We start from the raw sequence: 17,329 nt of genomic DNA, 5'->3' as shown, positions 1-17,329 counted from the left end.
TATATATATATATATATATATTAACCTGAGTAACTAAATGAGAAAGAAAAACAGGTTATTGATTTTAGTATATCATTTTGCTCATAATTAGACAAGTTTGACACCCGAAATATTTTATTTCTTATGTATATTACTGCCTCTAACGTATAATATCAGAAAGAGGGCTGTTAAATAATTTATCGAATATAAAAACATAAAACACATCATATCAAGGTCTTCTTGTCTAGACATGATATAATGCGTCTTTATCTTTTATATTTCTACTCAGACTCCTGAGCTATTTACATCCACCCTGAGGGAATCGAACCCCCATCTCAAGAACCGGAATCTTACGTGATATCCATTACACTAAGGGTGGAAACTTGTTTTATTATAACAGAAATTTGCTCTAATAACAAGTTTTTTTCTAGTGAGATAGCCCGTCTTAGTGGGAAGCATCCCCATTCCAGATGGAGTTTTTCACGATAACATAATCAACGTGTTTAAGGTCAGCAACCTGACGTCCACCTGCATAAGAAATAGCACTTTGAAGGTCTTGTTCCATCTCAGTTAAAGTGTCTTGCAGATGACCTTTAGCAGGAAGCAAGATACGTTTGCCTTCCACATTTTTGTAAGCACCTTTTTGATATTGTGAGGCTGAACCATAATATTCTTTGAACTGTTCACCATCGACTTCAATCGTTTTCCCTGGACTTTCAATATGTCCTGCAAAGAGGGAACCAATCATGACCATGCTAGCACCGAAGCGGATAGACTTGGCAATATCACCGTGAGTACGAATTCCTCCATCAGCAATAATCGGTTTACGTGCAGCCTTGGCACACCAACGAAGGGCAGCCAATTGCCAACCACCTGTACCAAAACCTGTCTTGACCTTGGTGATACAAACCTTACCTGGACCGATTCCGACCTTAGTAGCATCCGCACCAGCATTTTCCAATTCACGCACAGCTTCTGGTGTTCCCACATTTCCTGCAATGACAAAGGTATCTGGCAATTCTTTCTTGATGTGTTGAATCATAGAAATCACGCTATCCGCATGACCGTGGGCAATGTCAATCGTGATGTACTCAGGAGCATCAGATTTGAGCTGGCTAACGAAATCATACTCATAATCCTTAACACCGACAGAGATAGAAGCAATAAGCCCTTGCTCATGCATGCGCTTAATAAAAGGAATACGTCCTGCCTCATCAAAACGGTGCATAATGTAGAAGTAACCACCTTTAGCCAGTTGCTCTGCTACATTTTCATCCAAAATCGTTTGCATATTAGCTGGCACAACAGGTAGTTTAAAGGTGTGATTTCCTAAAGTGACACTTGTATCCGCTTCTGCACGGCTTTTAATGACACATTTATTTGGAATCAATTGAATATCTTCGTAATCAAAAATTGGAAATTCATTTAACATATCGATGTCTCGTTTCTTTTGTAATGACCTACCTATGCTTGCGCATCTCTACGCCTTTTCCGACGTTTCCTTAATTAATTATAAATCAAAGTACAGATTTTGTCAAATAATTTTATAAATTAAAATATAATGTTCGGATTTTTCTTGCGTAAATAGAAAAAAGAGGGGAAATTGTTTTCTCCCCACTCCTTCTCTATTCTAATAATACTCACCCTGACGATAGTCCCATGAGTTAAAGGTGTCTGACAGGTGCATCATGATTTTATCAATGTCAAGCCCTTTACGGATTACAACTGGTGCTGGTGATGTTGAACGAGCTCCTCCTTGTTCTGGGATGAGTTTGCCGTCTTTATCAACCATAGAGACCATCACACCTTGCTCATAGCGAGTTTCAATCGTTTTGTCAGGCTGGATAGAAGCAACGTAGTCATCTGCCTCGATAACAAGGTCCACTGCTCCTTCGATACGTTCTCCAATACCTTCTACTTTACCACGGTTTCCTTTTCCAGATGGGTTAGCTGATGAGGCATAAACCATCTTGCCTTCTTCCCAAAGTTTGGCAGCCAATTGTTCACCAGCTTTACCAAATTTGATAACAAAACAGCTCGTTCCACGCACGTCAGTCATCAGCTCTTCACGACCATCACCGTATGCTTTGAGTTTTTCAAAAGCTTCTGGTTTCCAAGGAAGGATACAACCAAGAAGAATATCTTCATCCCAATGTTTTTGGTAGAAGGCTTCAATTTCTGGGTTAAGTTGTGCTAAAGCACGAAGCTCATCCATGCTACCGCAGAGAACAACACCTGGTTTGTTACGGTTACGCTCTTTGGCTGCGAACTTACGCTCAAGTCCTGCCTTATCGCTGGTCATGATAATGTAACCAACTTTAGTAGGGCAAACGATACATCCGCCCTCACCTTTTAAAATGTCATAGCCTTCTTGTGAAAGTGTTCCGTTCCATTGAATGTGTTTTGTCATAGTTCTATTTCCTTTTCTAATTTTCTTCTAATCCTGCCAGTAGGCTGGTCGTTGTTTTTCATAGGCAGCAATCAAATCTTCATACTGCAAGGTAATTCCGATATCATCCAAACCATTTGAGAGCTTGTGTTTCCACTCGCTATCAATTTCAAAAGTGAACTCTCCAACCGGTGAGATGATTTTCTGTTGTTCCAAGTCCACAGTTACCTGGTCACTTGGTTGTAGCTGAGCTAGTTTCTCTCTAACCTCTCTGGGCTGAACAATGGGCAACATGCCATTATTGAGTTCATTATTGTAATGAATGTCCCCAAAAGATCCTGCAATCACAACCTTAAAACCGTAGTCCGCTAGAGCCCAAGCGGCGTGCTCCCTCGAAGAACCTGCCCCAAAGTTATCCCCTGAGATAAGAATACTGGCTTTACGATATTCAGGCTGATTAAAGACAAAGTCAGGATCCTCAGTATACTTGTCGTCCAGATAACGCCAAGCATACATGAGGTACTTACCAAAGCCTTTCTTATCGATCAACTTGAGAAACTGCTTGGGTAGGATTTGGTCGGTGTCGATATTATCATTCATGAGAGGAACGGTCGTTCCCGTATAAACTGTAAATTTCTCCATATCCTCTCCTTACTGGGCTTCTGGCATTTGCCGAACATCTACGAAACGCCCTGCGATAGCTGCCGCAGCTGCCATAGCTGGACTGCAGAGATGAGTCTTAGCACCAAATCCTTGTCTGTCTTCAAAGTTGCGGTTGCTGGTTGAGGCGCAGTGGACACCATCAGGGACCTTGTCTGGATTCATTCCTAGGCACATAGAACAACCTGGGTCTCTCCACTCAAAGCCAGCATCTATGAAAACCTTATCCAAACCCAACTTCTCAGCAGCTCGTTTGACAGGACGAGAGCCCGGAACCACGATAGCCGTTAAGTTAGGAGCTATTTTCTTCCCTTTGACAAATCGCGCCGCCAGCTGCAAGTCACTGAGACGAGCATTTGTACAAGAGCCGATAAAGATATAACCTAGTTCAATATCTGCTGGCTTTTGACCTGGTTCCAAATCCATATAATTGTAGGCTCGTTCATCATTCATATCCTTAATTTCTGGGAAACTACTGTCAAAGTCAACGCCCATAGCAGGATTGGTTCCCCAGGTTACCATGGGAGCCAAGTCTGAGACATCCATCCGGATAACCTTGTCATAAACGGCATCCTCATCACTGACAATTGTTTTCCAATCCGCCACAGCCTCTTCAAAGTCCTCTGGAACACATTCTCGTCCCTTAAGATAGTCATAGGTGGTTTGGTCCGGATTCATAATCCCCATCTTAGAACCAAACTCGATGGACATATTGCAGATAGTCATTCGCTCTTCCATGCTCAGTGCATCAATCGCTTGTCCCCGATATTCCACCACATAGCCAACACCACAGGCAACGCCGTACTTGGCAATCAAGGCTAGAATGAAATCCTTAGAATAAACTCCTTTTTGAGGAACACCAGTGAATTCTACCAGCATTTTCTTGGGTTTGACCTGCCAGAGTGTCTGGGTAGCGAAGACATGCTCAACCTCACTGGTCCCAATTCCAAAAGCGATTGCTCCGAAAGCTCCGTGAGTTGCTGTATGACTATCCCCACAGACGATAAATTTCCCTGGTTGGGTTCTTCCTGTTTCTGGACCAACCATATGAACAATCCCCTGCTTTTCAGAACCGTGGGCCGCATGTTCAATCCCAAACTCCTCAACATTTTCAGCCAGCTTATCAATTTGAGCCTTGGAAATTACATCTCGAATATCGTAGATATTGACTGTCGGGACATTGTGGTCAAAGGTTCCAAATGTCAAGTCTGGTCGTCTCAATCTACGACCTGCATCTCGTAATCCTTGAAAGGCCTGAGGACTGGTCACTTCGTGGATATAATGCTGGTCCACGTACATGAGTTGGGGCTGCCCCTCTTCTCCTGTGATGACATGACGGTCCCATAATTTATCAAAAATCGATTTTCCTGCCATCCATTACCTCCAAATAATATATAAGGCTACTAGTGTAGTCACCATCCCGAGAAACCAAACTGTCTTAAAGTACCATTTTCTAGTCTTGTGATGAAAAATGATTCCTGCTAACCAGGCACCAAAACCACCACAAGTAAAGGCTAAAATGAGTAAGATTTTCTCAGGGATGCGCCAAGCTCTTCTCCTTGCCTTAGATTTGTCAATGCCATAAATCAAGAAAATGATGACATTCCAAATCAAAAGGACTAGAGTAATTTTTTCGTCTAACTTCATAACCTTGCGATAATAGCTTCCGTCATTTCCTTGGTCGAAGCCTGTCCACCTATATCTCTTGTTAAAACACCAGCTGCCAAACTTGCCTCAACAGCACGCTCGACACGCTCTGCATCCTCATAACGTCCAAAGCTGTCTCTCAGCATCATGGCCACTGATAAAATCATGGAAATAGGATTGGCAATTCCTTGACCTGCAATATCAGGTGCTGAACCGTGAATAGGTTCATAGAGACTTGGTCCATTTTCAGAATGACTGGCTGATGGCATAACCCCAAGTGTGCCAGATAGAACGCTTGATTCATCAGATAGAATATCTCCGAAAAGATTCTCCGTCACGATGACATCAAACTTAGCAGGATTAGTAATCATAAGCATGGAAGCTGAGTCGACTAGCTGGTGTTCCAAGGTCACATCTGGGAAATCCTTTGCGACCTTCTCAGCTACTTTCCGCCAGAGTTTTGATGTTGCCAACACGTTTTGCTTATCAATACTGGTAAGGATTTTTCTCCGACTTCTTGCGATTTCAAAGGCTTTGCGAATAATCCGCTCCACTTCCTCATAGCTATAGTCGTTGATATCACGCGCTTTTCTTTCTTCAAGAATATGATCCCCAAAATAAATCCCACCTGTCAACTCCCGTACCACAACAAAGTCTACACCAGCAATTCGTTCTGGTTTTAGTGGTGACAAATGCTTGAGACTCTCAAAAATCTTAACAGGGCGAATATTAGCATAGAGATTTAGTTCCTTACGGAGAGCCAGCAAGCCTTGTTCGGGCCGAACCGCTGCTCCATCATACTGAGGACTACCGATAGCCGCTAGGAGAATGGCATCTGCTTCTCTACATGCTTTGAGGGTTTCACTAGGTAAAGGATGGCCTGCTGCATCAATTCCTGCACCTCCAAAAGGTCGTTTGTCTATTTCATAGTCAAAGCCTGTTTTTTTAGCTATAGCTTCCAGAACCTCTAACCCAGCATCCATGATTTCTGGGCCGATTCCATCCCCTGCCAGAACTACTATTTTCTTTGTCATAGCTTTCTCCTTTACACACTAGGCATATCACGATAGGAAACACTGCGTCCCATCTCACCAGCATTCTCTTTTTGAACAAAGGTATTAGCATTGATGTAGGCAATAGCAGATGCTTTCAGTACATCGAAATCAAGCCCTGCTGCATTAAAGATGGTTTCTGTATCTCTGTTTTCAACAGTGACCAAAACCCGAGCTTGGGCATCAATTCCATCTGTCACAGCGTCAATAGTATAGGACACCAAGCGGACGGATTGGTTAAAGAACTTATCGATAGCGTTAAAGATTGCTTCAACAGAACCTTGCCCTGTCGCATTAAATTCGACTTTCTCACCATCCATATTGGCTAGGCTAACGAGTGCTTCAATGTCATTTTCCGCATGGGTTTGTAGTTGTAAATCATCAAAGTGGAAGCCTTCTGGATTCTCAACCATGGTTCCAGCTACCAAAGCTCGAATATCTGCATCTGTGATTTCTTGCTTCTTGTCCGCTAACGCCTTGAACTTAGCAAAGAGTGGCTTGATATCCTCTTCTGTAAAATCTAGCGCCAATTCTCTTAGTTTCTCGACAAAGGCATGGCGACCTGACAATTTTCCAAGTGGAAGGCTATTACTCTTGACACCGACCAATTCAGGAGTGATGATTTCATAGGTAAGAGGATTTTTAAGAACTCCGTCTTGGTGAATACCAGATTCGTGAGAAAAGGCATTGCCACCGACCACAGCCTTGTTTTTAGGAACTGGAATTCCTGAAAAGCGAGAAACCATTTCTGACGTATTGATGGTCTCATTTAAAACAATACTAGTTTCTGCTTGATAGTAATCTTGACGAATATTGAGGGCCACTGCAATTTCTTCCAAAGCAGCATTACCAGCTCGCTCCCCGATACCATTGATGGTTCCTTCGACTCGTCCTGCCCCATTCTTGACAGCAACAAGGCTATTAGCCACTGCCATTCCGAGGTCATCATGACAGTGAGGCGAATAGATAATCTGACGTTCCGTTTTGACATTCTCAATCAAGTATTTGAAGATAGCTCCATATTCCTCTGGTGTGGTAAATCCTACCGTATCAGGGATATTGATATAAGTCGCACCTGCATCAACCGCTGTTTGAACGACTTGTAAGAGGAAATCCAACTCTGTTCTGGTCGCATCCTCAGGAGAGAATTCGACCACTTCAAACTTAGAACGGGCGTACGAAACATGCTCCTTAATAGCTTCCAAAATCTCTTCCTTGCTCTTATTGAGCTTATACTTGCGATGAATCGGACTGGTAGCGATAAAGACATGAACCTGTGGATACTTGGCGTCTTTGAGAGCCTCGTAGCAAGCATCGATATCAGACTTGACCGAACGTGCCAAACCAGTCACCGCTGTTTTCTTCAAGACCTTAGCAATCTCCTGCACTGCCGTAAATGAGTCTGGACTAGCCGCTGGAAAACCAGCTTCAATTGCTGAAATGCCCCATTTTTCTAGTTGTCTTGCGATGGCAATTTTTTCCTTGATTGAAAAGTTAACACCTGGTGTCTGTTCTCCATCCCGAAGGCTGGTATCTAGAAATTCAACTGTTCTCATAAGATTTCCCCTTTTCCAAATGTGGTTTTAAAAAAACATCTCGCTTAGAAGTCCAAGCGAGATGTTGATTTACTCCCGCTTGGTAAGCCAAACAGGACTAATGCTTTTTGCACTAGCCCGAGTACCTCAACAACAAAGCAAATTGATTAAACTTAGCTGTTTTCATGTTTGACTTTCTCCTTCGTTTGATATCTTGTTTAGTATTTTAGCATAGGCAAAAGTACTTGTCAAGAAAAAATCCAATATTTTCTGAAAATTTCTTCAGTAGAGAATATTTTGCTAATTGAAAATCCTTGAAATGTTTCATTTTTTAGTAGTTAAGTTCCAACTTTTTTCTATCAATTCCAATACTTCTTTATCTGATAAAGTATCATCAAGTACCACACTAATCCAGTAACGTTTATTCATATGAAAAGCTGGATAAACGCCTTTGTGTGAAAGTAAATCAGCTACTTGGTCATGTTTGAGGTTGACTGCTTCCACCTGTCCTTCTCTGCCCTTTTCCAGCTTATCCCAAGAGATTTTCATCAAGACGGCATACCACTTTTTATTGCCTTCATGTCTTAACACTGCCGTATCAGGCGATTTCTCCCACAAATACTCCAACTGATTACCATACTTTTCCTGAACTTGAGTCATGATTCGCTTAGTCTGAGGGCAGATAAAATCCTGTACCTCAAAACAAGCCTTCCGAATCTGGTAAAGAATCTCCAAACAAGCCTCACGGACATTTCCGACAAAACTTCCCCTCATGCTTTCCATATGAACTTGAGGATAGAGATCACCAGTCTCCTGGTCAAAGACTTGAAAGTTCACATTATCAGCAGTGATAGACACAGTCATGACAAAATCACCCTGCAAAATCTGGCAACTATAGGTCCAGACTCCACTATTTTCTACAAAACCATAGGCACGAGCCTTTTCTTGATTAAACTGATAGGATTTAAAAATTTCAAACATAAGTGAAAACTGCTACCAAAAGCTAGCAGTTCCTTTCTATTTTTTAAAAGACAACCTTGGTTCCATGCAATTGTGTCACGCCCAGTTGGTCGATAAAGATTTGACGGTTGTCAAGGTCAATCCCCCCACCTGGTAGAATTTCAATCTTACCTTTAGCGTGCTCTAAAATTCTGTGATAGTGAGCAAAACGTTTTTCTAAGTAATCCCCAGACACACCAGCGCGAGTTAGTATACGAGTGACACCGGCTTGGCTGAGCCAGTCAATAGCTTCTAACTGGTCTTCTTCGCTCAATTCATCAAAGGCCATATGAAATACAATTTCCATTCCTTTTGACGCAGCTATCAACTTCTCCAGATTAGGCTTATCCAACTTCTTATCAGCAGTTAAAACCCCAAATACAACTCCTTGACTTCCAGCCTGAGCAGCCAACCGAATATCTTCTAGCATAATTGCAATTTCTAGTTCATTATAGACAAAGTCGCCACCACGTGGACGAATCATGGTCATGATGGTCGTATCGTAGTTAGCTGCCAATTCAACCGCTGCCTTAGTCACTCCATAGCTGGGTGTTGTCCCACCAACTGTAAGATTATCACAGAGTTCGATTCGACGAGCTCCAGCCTGCATCGCTTTTTCAAGCAAGGTCACATTTTCAGCACAAAATTCGTAAATCATTTGATTCTCCTTGAAGATTACTTTGAATTTATTATATCATATTGTTGTGAATATGCTTTCAATTTTATCAAGGCAAATAACTACTATTTTAACTATTCTTTGTCTGGAATAACCTTAAAGAGATAATAGGTGATAAAGATGGTCAAAGCTCCCAAACCGATTTTGACTGGTAAAAGAGGTGCAAAATAAATGGAAATTCCCATCAAGATGTAGATAGAAACGACGATTTTTTTCTTACGTTCACGCGCAATAGACTTAGTCTCGCGAAAATCAGCTACATATGCTTGATAGAGCTTGGTATGATACAACCAATCTTCGAAGCGCTTGGAACTTCTTGAAAAACAAGCAATAGACAACAAAAGAAAAGGCGTTGTAGGCAACAAGGGTAAAACAACCCCAATAATAGCCAAGGCTAGTGATAAAAAACCAATGATAAGATAGATAAAACGCATAACTTCTCCTAGTTAAAATAATCTTCTTCTAGTTTCGCATACAATGATGAATTTTGTCAAGCTCTAACCAAAAAGAGCCTGAAATTCACTTTCAGGACTCTCCTCTTATTTAATCTTTTCTTCTTCGTAATCACCATTACTGCAAACAACCTGCTTGCCACCACCACGGACTTTTTTCTCCATGAGGAAGTTGCCACATTTTGGACAGTCACGACCAACAGGCTTGTCCCAAGAGGTAAATTCACATTCTGGGTAGCGGTTGCAACCATAGAAAAGGCGATTGCGTTTGGTTTTACGTTCAATGATTTGTCCCTGATGACAACTTGGACACTCTACACCGATTTCTTTTACGATTGCTTGGGTATGACGACAATCTGGGAAATTGCTACAAGCGTAGAACTTACCAAAACGACCAAGTTTAATGACCATTGGACTACCACACACTTCACAGTCAAATCCAGCTGGTTCATCCTTAATTTGGATTTTTTCCATTTCTTCTTCAGCCTTGGCAACCTCTTTAGAGAATGGTTTGTAAAAGGCATCGATGACACGTTGCCACTGCTCTTTTCCAACTTCGACATCATCCAGCTTGCCTTCCATTTCAGCTGTGAAGGTCACGTTTACGATATCTGGGAAATATTCAACGATGAGCTTGTTAACAATTTCTCCCAACTCTGTTGGTTCAAAACGTTTGGCTGCAAGGCGAACATAGTAACGTTTCTGAATAGTTTCAATGGTTGGTGCGTAAGTTGACGGACGGCCAACCCCATTTTCCTCCAAGGTCTTGATCAGTGTCGCTTCAGAATAACGAGCAGGCGGTTGAGTGAAATGCTGCTCTGGTTTGCTATTAACCTGTTTAACCACATCTCCAACAGCCATGTCTGGTAACATCTTATTCTTATCAGAATCATTATAAATGGCAAGATAACCATCAAACTTAACCTGACTACCATTAGCAGCAAATTGAACCCCATTTTGAGACAATTTAACGGCCATGGTATCAAAGACAGCAGCTGTCATCTGGCTCGCCACAAAACGATTCCAGATAAGGGTATAAAGCTTGAGCTGATCCTTGTCCAGATACTTAGCGATGCTTTCCGGTGTATTAAAGACGCTAGACGGGCGAATAGCCTCGTGGGCATCCTGAGCTCCTGAAGCATTTTTAACCTTGCTACCATGCTTAGAGTACTTGCTACCAAAACGGTCAGTAATAAAACTTGCTGCTTCGTTCTGCGCTACTGGACTGATACGAGTCGAATCGGTACGCATATAGGTAATCAAACCTTGAACACCAGAACCGATATTAATTCCTTCATAGAGCTGTTGGGCAACCATCATGGTTTTTCGAGTACGGAAATTGATTTTATTGGCAGCATCCATCTGCATAGATGAAGTAGTATAAGGTAAAGGAGCATTGCGTTTGCGCTCTTTCTTATCTACCTGATCCACTGAAAAGTCTTTACTAGTCAGACGAGACAAGACTTCCTTAACCTCGTCATTGCTAGTCAGTTTCATCTTTTTGCCATCTACTCCATAGAAGGAAGCCTGGAATTGCTTGGTTCCCTTTTTAAAGGCAGCATCAATTGTCCAGTATTCTTCTGGCTGGAAGGCATTAATTTCATTTTCACGGTCAATGATGAGTTTAAGGGCAATGGACTGTACGCGCCCTGCTGATAAGCCCTTCTTGACCTTTTTCCACAAAATAGGCGAAATCGAATACCCTACCAAGCGGTCCAATACACGACGAGCCTGTTGGGCATCGACCAAGTCCATATCAATCTTGCGTGGTTCTTTGAAAGCATTTTTGACTGCATCCTTGGTGATTTCATTGAAGACCACACGGTTGGCATCATTTTCATCCAAGTTGAGAATGTGGGCCAAATGCCAAGAAATCGCTTCTCCTTCACGGTCCGGGTCACTCGCAAGGAAGACTTTATTAGCTTTTTTAGCTTCTTTTTTTAAGTCATTGATGAGAGGGCCCTTTCCTCGAATATTGATATATTGCGGTTCATAATTATTTTCAATATCGACAGACATACTGGATTTCTTCAAATCACGGATATGCCCGACACTGGCTAAAACCTTGTAGTTTCTGCCTAGATATTTTTCAATCGTCTTGGCCTTAGCAGGCGACTCCACGATTACTAGATTTTTTTTAACTGTTGATTTTTTCTTTTTTGTTGCCGTAGCCACAGTATCACACCTTTTCAAAGTAATAAACTTTATAAAGTGTAAACCATTTTGCCATAACTGTCAAGACTTAGCTACTATATATAGAAGAAAAGTTTATCTAGTAAGCGGACTTTCTTCTTATACTCAATGAAAATCAAAGAGCAAACTAGGAAACTAACCGCAGGTTGCTCAAAGCACTGCTTTGAGGTTGCAGATGAGACTGACGAAGTCAGTAACCATACCTACGGCAAGGTGATGCTGACGTGGTTTGAAGAGATTTTCGAAGAGTATTAAAATTCAAATTCCGCAAGAACATCCTGCCCGCTGGTGACCAATTTTGCCCCTTCTTGAATCAAATGATGGCAACCGTCTGATAGTCCATCTAAAATGCTACCAGGAATAGCAAAGACATCGCGCCCTTCTTCCATTGCTCTCTCACAGGTAATGAGACTACCTGAACGCATCTTAGCCTCTGCTACAATCACACCACGACAAAGTCCAGCAATGATACGATTACGGGCAGGAAAATGAAATTTCAGAGGTTGTTCACCAGGTCCGTATTCACTTAGAACCAGATGGTCATTGCCGATGTAGTCTTGCAAGCGTTTATTGGCTTTAGGATAAAACACATCCAGTCCTGTTCCAATCACTGCAATGGTTTTTCCGCCATTCTGAAGAGCTGCCATATGAGCTGCTGTGTCAATGCCCTTGGCTAAGCCACTGACGATAACCAGTTCATTTTCCAAGCCCTGAATGACTTTTTCAACTGACTTAGCTCCCTGTTTGCTACACGCACGACTGCCCACGACTGCTACCTTCGGGAATTTCAAGAGGTCAAGATTTCCCTTGTAAAATAAAAGTACAGGCGCATCATATATTTCACTCAAATCCCAAGGGTAACAGTCATCTAAAATAGAGAAAGATGGAAATTTTTGAAACTCCTTCTCCAAATGCGCATCGTCTATCTGAAAGTAACGTTCCATAAAAACAGCTGGATTTCTGCAACCTGATATTTCTGCAATATCACCCAACAAAAGTTCTTGATCGACATTTTCACCGTATTCTAGAACTGCCAAAACCTGTTGATTGGTCAAACCTGATTTTTTCAATTTATAGATTTCATAGTTTGTGATTTTCATAAATAACTCCATTTCTTTTTCTACTCATCTATTTATTCGTAAAAAAATCAAAAAACATCCGACTATTTCAGCCAGATGTTGGAATCTTTAATTTTCGTTTTTAAGAATTTCTTCTAATTTATGATAATCTTGGACACTATCGATTTCATAGATGCTATTGCCTTCTAATTCTTCAACATAGACATCCAGCTCTTTGATATTATCCTTAACCATATTGTCCCAGTAGAGATCAACAAACTCGCCACTTGCATAAGCCTTGTCGATAAAGCTGACAATCTTTTCTGCAGTTGGAGCGTCCCAGAAGGATACACCACTAAGGATACGACCAGCCTTGCTATCAACAGTAATGTCTTGAACCTTATAGTCATCTCCATAGACCAAGAACCATTCGTTGGTACAATCTTCACGATAGACACTAAAATAAGTCGAACGAGTCAAATCATTACGGAACATATTTTTAAAGAGATAATTATCGGCATCAATAACATAGCTATTGGCCAATTCTTCTTTTACAAGATAGAGAGAGTAAAAGTTATTGTAGTCAGCGTATTTATCATTGAAGACGAGGCGAACACCATATTTTTCTTTCAAGTAATCGAATTGTTCTTTAAGGTAACCAACAATGATGATGATTTCATTGATTCCTTTTTCTTTTAAAAACTCAATTTGGTATTCAATCAAGGGTTTTTGATTAACCTGAACCAAGGCTTTAGGGGTATTTTCAGTCATAGGACGCAAGCGAGTTCCCAATCCCGCTGCTAAGATGATGGCTTTCACACGAATCTCCTTTATTCTTTAATAATAATATAAACTCCAGCAATAACGACAAGTGACGTAATAATTGTCAGCATATCTAGCGGTGCACCCAAGAAAACAACTGCAAACAAGACTGTCCATACTACATAGCTCACGTTCAAGCCTGTAGCCTTGGCTGGTTGCAAGCGATTGATAGCGATATAATAAGCCAAATAGGAAATCATATCAAAGGCTGCAAAGACAATCATAAGACCTAGCAATTGTCCATTGGCCACTTCTGCAAATGACTGATGAGAGAAGAGCACAATCACAAGATAGGACAAGAATGAAGTTACTTGACGGATTAAGAGGGCTTCGATTTCACTCAATTCACTTTCCATGGCAAAAGAGCTAAGAACACTCTCACTTCCCCATGCAATAGCACAAACCAAAGCACAGAGAATCCCAATGTAGAAGGAATTGACCTGTTCAACCTTATAGGTCTGAGCAATAATCCCTGCAATAATCAAGACAATCCCAAATACAGTATTTTTTGAAATCTTGTGCTTCAAGAAGAAGAAAGCCAATAAAACCGAAATCGCAGGGTAAATAGCCGACACAGATGAAGCTAAAGAACTTCCGATATACTTAACCGCATAAAGATTGGCCTGCATACCGATAGGGCCTGCTAGCAAGGCTCCGATGATCACACTAACATTGCGAATATTTAAGAAAATTGAAAGACGAACTTTTCCTTCTTTTACCAAGAGAAAAGCTAGTAAGATAAAGATACTCAAGAAATCGTGAGCAGCGGCCACCACAAAGGGCGACAAATCTGTAAAAATCGAAAAGATATAAGCACTAATCGTTAGACCTAAACCCCAGAAAATACCTGAGAGTAGACCAAAAGAAACTCCATTTTTAGTTTTCATCTGAACCTCCATAATATGACAAACCTTTAACAGTTCTTTGGTAACGATTCACACCATAGTCACCAAAATCTGCGCCTTGCTCTTCCTTATAGACAGTCCATAGACTCCAAATAGTATCTTGTAAAATTTTATAAATGGCAATCTTTTCACGAGAGACAGGTGTTTGCTCACTCTCATAGTGAGATAAGAAGGCTTCTTCCTCTTGACGAGTGAATTCAGACTCTAAAAAGAGAGCAGCCAAATCCCACATTGGATCGTTCATTGATGAATATTCCCAGTCAATAAGATAAAGTCGTCCTTGAGGTGATTCGATAAAGTTTTCAGGCACCAAATCGATATGACAAGATTTTCTGTCAACACCTAAGTCAGCAAGTCTTTTCTCTAAGGAGAAGACTTCTTCTCTAACTGCTTCATAGTTGGCATAAGGGATTTTTTCCTCAATCAAAGATTCGTATTTTTTGATTTCTTCAAAAGGAGCAAATTCTCCTCTTAATTCCTTGCCAGAAGCATGAATGGTTTGTAAAATTGGAGCAATTTTATCAAATTTGGTCTTGATTGACGTTGAATCAAGCGTAATCGCAGATTCGATATACTCATTTACTTTGATACCAGCTTCAATATCAAAAAGGTAATTTCTTACATCTAAGTCTAAATCCTTTAGTAGTTCAAGATTGTACTTTTCATCTTGACGATTGATCAGCTTTTCTGTCCCTTTACCAAAGAACTTAACAATGTATTGCTTATTTGTTGTTTTGACCAAATAGTTTTGATTGGTCATTCCCCCCAGTTGTTCAACACTGAGGACTTCCTCTTCTTGACTAAGTAAGGAAGAAATTTTTTCTTTAATGATTTTCTCCACAATTAACCTCCAGCACCTATACTTCCCACTTAAACACAGTTTTAAAGGCTGTATTTAAATCGGTCGCAAAGACACGGTGAATATCTTTAATTTCTCTTACAGGTTCTTCTAGATAAAGGATATTTTTAAGACGATTGGCAAATTTCTTGACTTCCATCATTTGGATTGCATTTTCAAAATCTATGCGACCAGAACGAGAAGATCCAACTAAGAGCAAGCCTTTTTCTAAGGCATCACGTGTATTGAGATTGACTTTATACTCGCTAACTCCCATCATGAGAATCGTTCCCTGAGGACGAATGTAGCGAATCAAGTCATTAATAGCTGGTCCAGTACCATCACCACCACAACACTCAAAAGCATGGTCAAAGGCCAAATCTTCAGGAATATTATCAGTAATATAGCATTCTTTGGCAAAAGAGAAGAGTTCCAATTTTTCCCAATGACGACCAATAACCACAATCTCTGCTTCTGGCAAAGTATAGTTGATAATATTGGCAACCACAAAAGCTAAACTTCCATCTCCGATAACGGCGATTCGGTCCCGCTTGCTATGAGCAAGAGTCAATAGGCGATTCATAGCATGCATACCGACACTGACAAACTCTGTAATGGCCGCAACCGTATCTTCGATAGCATCATAAGCCACCACACGGTCTTTAGGGAGAGAAACAAACTCTCTCATAAAGCCATCAAATCCACTAGACAAGAAATGAGTCCCTGTCATGTAGTTTTCATAGAATTCTTCATCACTCTGCATAGGAGGCTGATTAGGAATCATGACAACTTTTTGCCCAACCTCGTAGGTTCCTGTCGGGTCAGAAATAACGGTTCCACATGACTCGTGAATCATTGCCATTGGAAGCTTTTTGTTCAAAATCTTGGGATCACGTTTTCCTTGGTAGTAACGCTGATCCGCATGACAGACCGCCATATAATTAGGACGGATGAGGATATGATTCTCTTGGTCAATAGCCTCTTCCTGATATTTGACATTGATAAACTTAGGCTTAGTTAGTTGATAAATTTGATTAATCATTTTACTAGTCTTTCTCAATCATACTTTTTGCAATCTTCAAATCTGTTACGGTTGTAATCTTCAGATTTGAGTATTCACCTTTGGCTAAGGCCACATCTTTTCCTTTGATCACAAAGATTTTACATGCATCTGTCAAGATTTCCTTCTCTTCAGCAGAAAGAGAGCCATAAAGGTCCATGAAGTCCTTGCAACGGAATGTTTGAGGTGTTTGTCCTTGATAAAGGTGAGCACGATTTGGAATATCTGTAATGAATTGACCATTGGTACTTTCAACGATAGTATCAACCGCTTCTACCACTGTGTCCACTGCGTCATGATTTTGGGCAAGTTGGATATTGTCTTGAATCATGCGAAGTGTAATAAATGGACGAACAGAATCGTGGGTAACAACGATATCCTCTGGAGTAAGCGGACGATAAGCATCAATGGCTTCAATGATTTTCTCAATACTTGTATTGCGGTCAGCACCACCCTTTGTAATGATGATGCGTTCCTTATGAAGAGGAAGATATTTATCTACAAGATCTTCTGCATGAGAAACCCAGTCTCCATGAACCCCAACTACAATTTTTTCAATACTTGGTTCCAAGACAAATTTTTCAATTGTATGAATCAAGATAGGTCGATCACCTAGCTCTAAAAATTGTTTTGGCAAGTTACTGATTCCCATACGTGTGCCAGTTCCACCAGCAAGAATTCCTGCATAAATCATCTATTTTCTCCTTTGTCTTACTAAAAAAACTTATTCTCTCTATTATACCACAATCTAGTCCTATCATGAAAGAAATACCGGCCCTCCCGTTCTAGAATAGGAGGATTAAGCAGTTCCATTATTCAAAGAAACTAGTCCATTTCTAGTAGTGACTAGGAATTCTGTAGGCATTACTAGAAATGGCTGTGAAATTTTAGAGTTCTTCAGAATAATATAGTTTTCTTAAAGAAAACTTAAAATTAAGCTTTGAAACTTCAAAGTGATTACTTGACTTATACTCAATGAAAATCAAAAAGCAAACTAGGAAGCTAGCCGTAAGCTGTACTTGAGTACGGTAAGGCGACGCTGACGTGGTTTGAATTTGATTTTC

At 40.8% G+C, this 17,329-nt stretch carries 18 protein-coding genes and 1 tRNA gene; 1 reads left to right on the top strand and 18 read right to left on the bottom strand.

Annotated elements, in window-relative coordinates:
- Positions 1-286: 286 nt before the first annotated feature.
- The 12 genes from ADG81_RS01380 to topA form a co-directional block, all read right to left on the bottom strand.
- A tRNA-Arg gene (locus ADG81_RS01380) sits at positions 287-358 on the bottom strand.
- 66 nt (positions 359-424) lie between these two features.
- Positions 425-1,411, bottom strand: coding sequence for a GMP reductase (locus ADG81_RS01375; protein WP_000931177.1), 987 nt, complete (start codon positions 1,409-1,411; stop codon positions 425-427).
- A gap of 198 nt (positions 1,412-1,609) precedes the next feature.
- Entirely contained in the window at positions 1,610-2,389 is a 780-nt protein-coding gene (locus tag ADG81_RS01370) for an L-threonylcarbamoyladenylate synthase (protein WP_000160498.1), read from the bottom strand.
- Between the two features lie 27 nt (positions 2,390-2,416).
- Positions 2,417-3,010 (bottom strand): 3-isopropylmalate dehydratase small subunit, encoded by a 594-nt coding sequence (gene leuD / locus ADG81_RS01365; protein WP_049550674.1) that lies wholly within the window; start codon positions 3,008-3,010, stop codon positions 2,417-2,419.
- Positions 3,011-3,019: 9 nt separating this feature from the next.
- Positions 3,020-4,402 (bottom strand): 3-isopropylmalate dehydratase large subunit, encoded by a 1,383-nt coding sequence (leuC, locus tag ADG81_RS01360; RefSeq protein ID WP_049550673.1) that lies wholly within the window; start codon positions 4,400-4,402, stop codon positions 3,020-3,022.
- 3 nt (positions 4,403-4,405) lie between these two features.
- Positions 4,406-4,675: a DUF1294 domain-containing protein gene (locus tag ADG81_RS01355; RefSeq protein WP_049550672.1), complete on the bottom strand. Its 270-nt coding sequence runs from the start codon at positions 4,673-4,675 to the stop codon at positions 4,406-4,408.
- Positions 4,672-5,709, bottom strand: a complete 1,038-nt coding sequence (leuB, locus tag ADG81_RS01350; protein WP_045607026.1) for a 3-isopropylmalate dehydrogenase — start codon at positions 5,707-5,709, stop codon at positions 4,672-4,674. The genes ADG81_RS01355 and leuB overlap by 4 nt, the downstream gene beginning before the upstream one ends.
- Positions 5,710-5,720: 11 nt before the next feature.
- Positions 5,721-7,283, bottom strand: coding sequence for a 2-isopropylmalate synthase (locus tag ADG81_RS01345; RefSeq protein WP_049550671.1), 1,563 nt, complete (start codon positions 7,281-7,283; stop codon positions 5,721-5,723).
- A 303-nt stretch (positions 7,284-7,586) separates the two neighbouring features.
- Positions 7,587-8,243 carry an MmcQ/YjbR family DNA-binding protein gene (locus ADG81_RS01340; protein ID WP_049550670.1) on the bottom strand — a complete coding sequence of 219 codons (657 nt, stop codon included), beginning with the start codon at positions 8,241-8,243 and terminating at the stop codon, positions 7,587-7,589.
- Positions 8,244-8,286: 43 nt separating this feature from the next.
- Positions 8,287-8,919 carry a copper homeostasis protein CutC gene (locus ADG81_RS01335; protein WP_049550669.1) on the bottom strand — a complete coding sequence of 211 codons (633 nt, stop codon included), beginning with the start codon at positions 8,917-8,919 and terminating at the stop codon, positions 8,287-8,289.
- A gap of 92 nt (positions 8,920-9,011) precedes the next feature.
- Positions 9,012-9,371, bottom strand: coding sequence for a YbaN family protein (locus ADG81_RS01330; protein ID WP_049550668.1), 360 nt, complete (start codon positions 9,369-9,371; stop codon positions 9,012-9,014).
- A 105-nt stretch (positions 9,372-9,476) separates the two neighbouring features.
- Positions 9,477-11,564 (bottom strand): type I DNA topoisomerase, encoded by a 2,088-nt coding sequence (topA, locus tag ADG81_RS01325; RefSeq protein WP_049550667.1) that lies wholly within the window; start codon positions 11,562-11,564, stop codon positions 9,477-9,479.
- A gap of 126 nt (positions 11,565-11,690) precedes the next feature.
- On the opposite strand from topA, the gene ADG81_RS09990 reads away from it, so the two are divergent.
- Complete coding sequence (locus ADG81_RS09990) at positions 11,691-11,837, top strand: hypothetical protein (protein WP_000693517.1); 147 nt, start codon at positions 11,691-11,693, stop codon at positions 11,835-11,837.
- Here ADG81_RS09990 and dprA read toward each other — a convergent pair.
- The 6 genes from dprA to ADG81_RS01290 form a co-directional block, all read right to left on the bottom strand.
- Positions 11,834-12,682: a DNA-processing protein DprA gene (gene dprA / locus ADG81_RS01315; RefSeq protein WP_000705318.1), complete on the bottom strand. Its 849-nt coding sequence runs from the start codon at positions 12,680-12,682 to the stop codon at positions 11,834-11,836. The two genes, ADG81_RS09990 and dprA, sit on opposite strands and share 4 nt — an antisense overlap.
- An 87-nt stretch (positions 12,683-12,769) precedes the next feature.
- A complete protein-coding gene (locus tag ADG81_RS01310) occupies positions 12,770-13,459 on the bottom strand; it encodes a sugar phosphate nucleotidyltransferase (RefSeq protein ID WP_000643977.1) in 690 nt (229 codons plus the stop codon).
- Positions 13,460-13,470: 11 nt separating this feature from the next.
- Positions 13,471-14,349 (bottom strand): DMT family transporter, encoded by an 879-nt coding sequence (locus ADG81_RS01305; protein ID WP_049550666.1) that lies wholly within the window; start codon positions 14,347-14,349, stop codon positions 13,471-13,473.
- Complete coding sequence (gene licA / locus ADG81_RS01300) at positions 14,339-15,208, bottom strand: choline kinase LicA (RefSeq protein WP_004257985.1); 870 nt, start codon at positions 15,206-15,208, stop codon at positions 14,339-14,341. Before licA ends, ADG81_RS01305 begins: the two co-directional genes overlap by 11 nt.
- Positions 15,209-15,224: 16 nt before the next feature.
- The gene (locus tag ADG81_RS01295; RefSeq protein WP_000609877.1) at positions 15,225-16,247 is read right to left on the bottom strand and encodes a ribitol-5-phosphate dehydrogenase; all 1,023 of its coding nucleotides are present in this window, start codon (positions 16,245-16,247) and stop codon (positions 15,225-15,227) included.
- A gap of 4 nt (positions 16,248-16,251) precedes the next feature.
- Complete coding sequence (locus ADG81_RS01290; protein WP_000638495.1) at positions 16,252-16,959, bottom strand: IspD/TarI family cytidylyltransferase; 708 nt, start codon at positions 16,957-16,959, stop codon at positions 16,252-16,254.
- Between the last annotated feature and the right edge of the window lie 370 nt (positions 16,960-17,329).

It is taken from the genome of Streptococcus pseudopneumoniae (assembly GCF_001070815.1).
GTDB lineage: Bacteria > Bacillota > Bacilli > Lactobacillales > Streptococcaceae > Streptococcus > Streptococcus pseudopneumoniae_P.
This window is presented reverse-complemented; position numbering and strand designations above follow the sequence as displayed.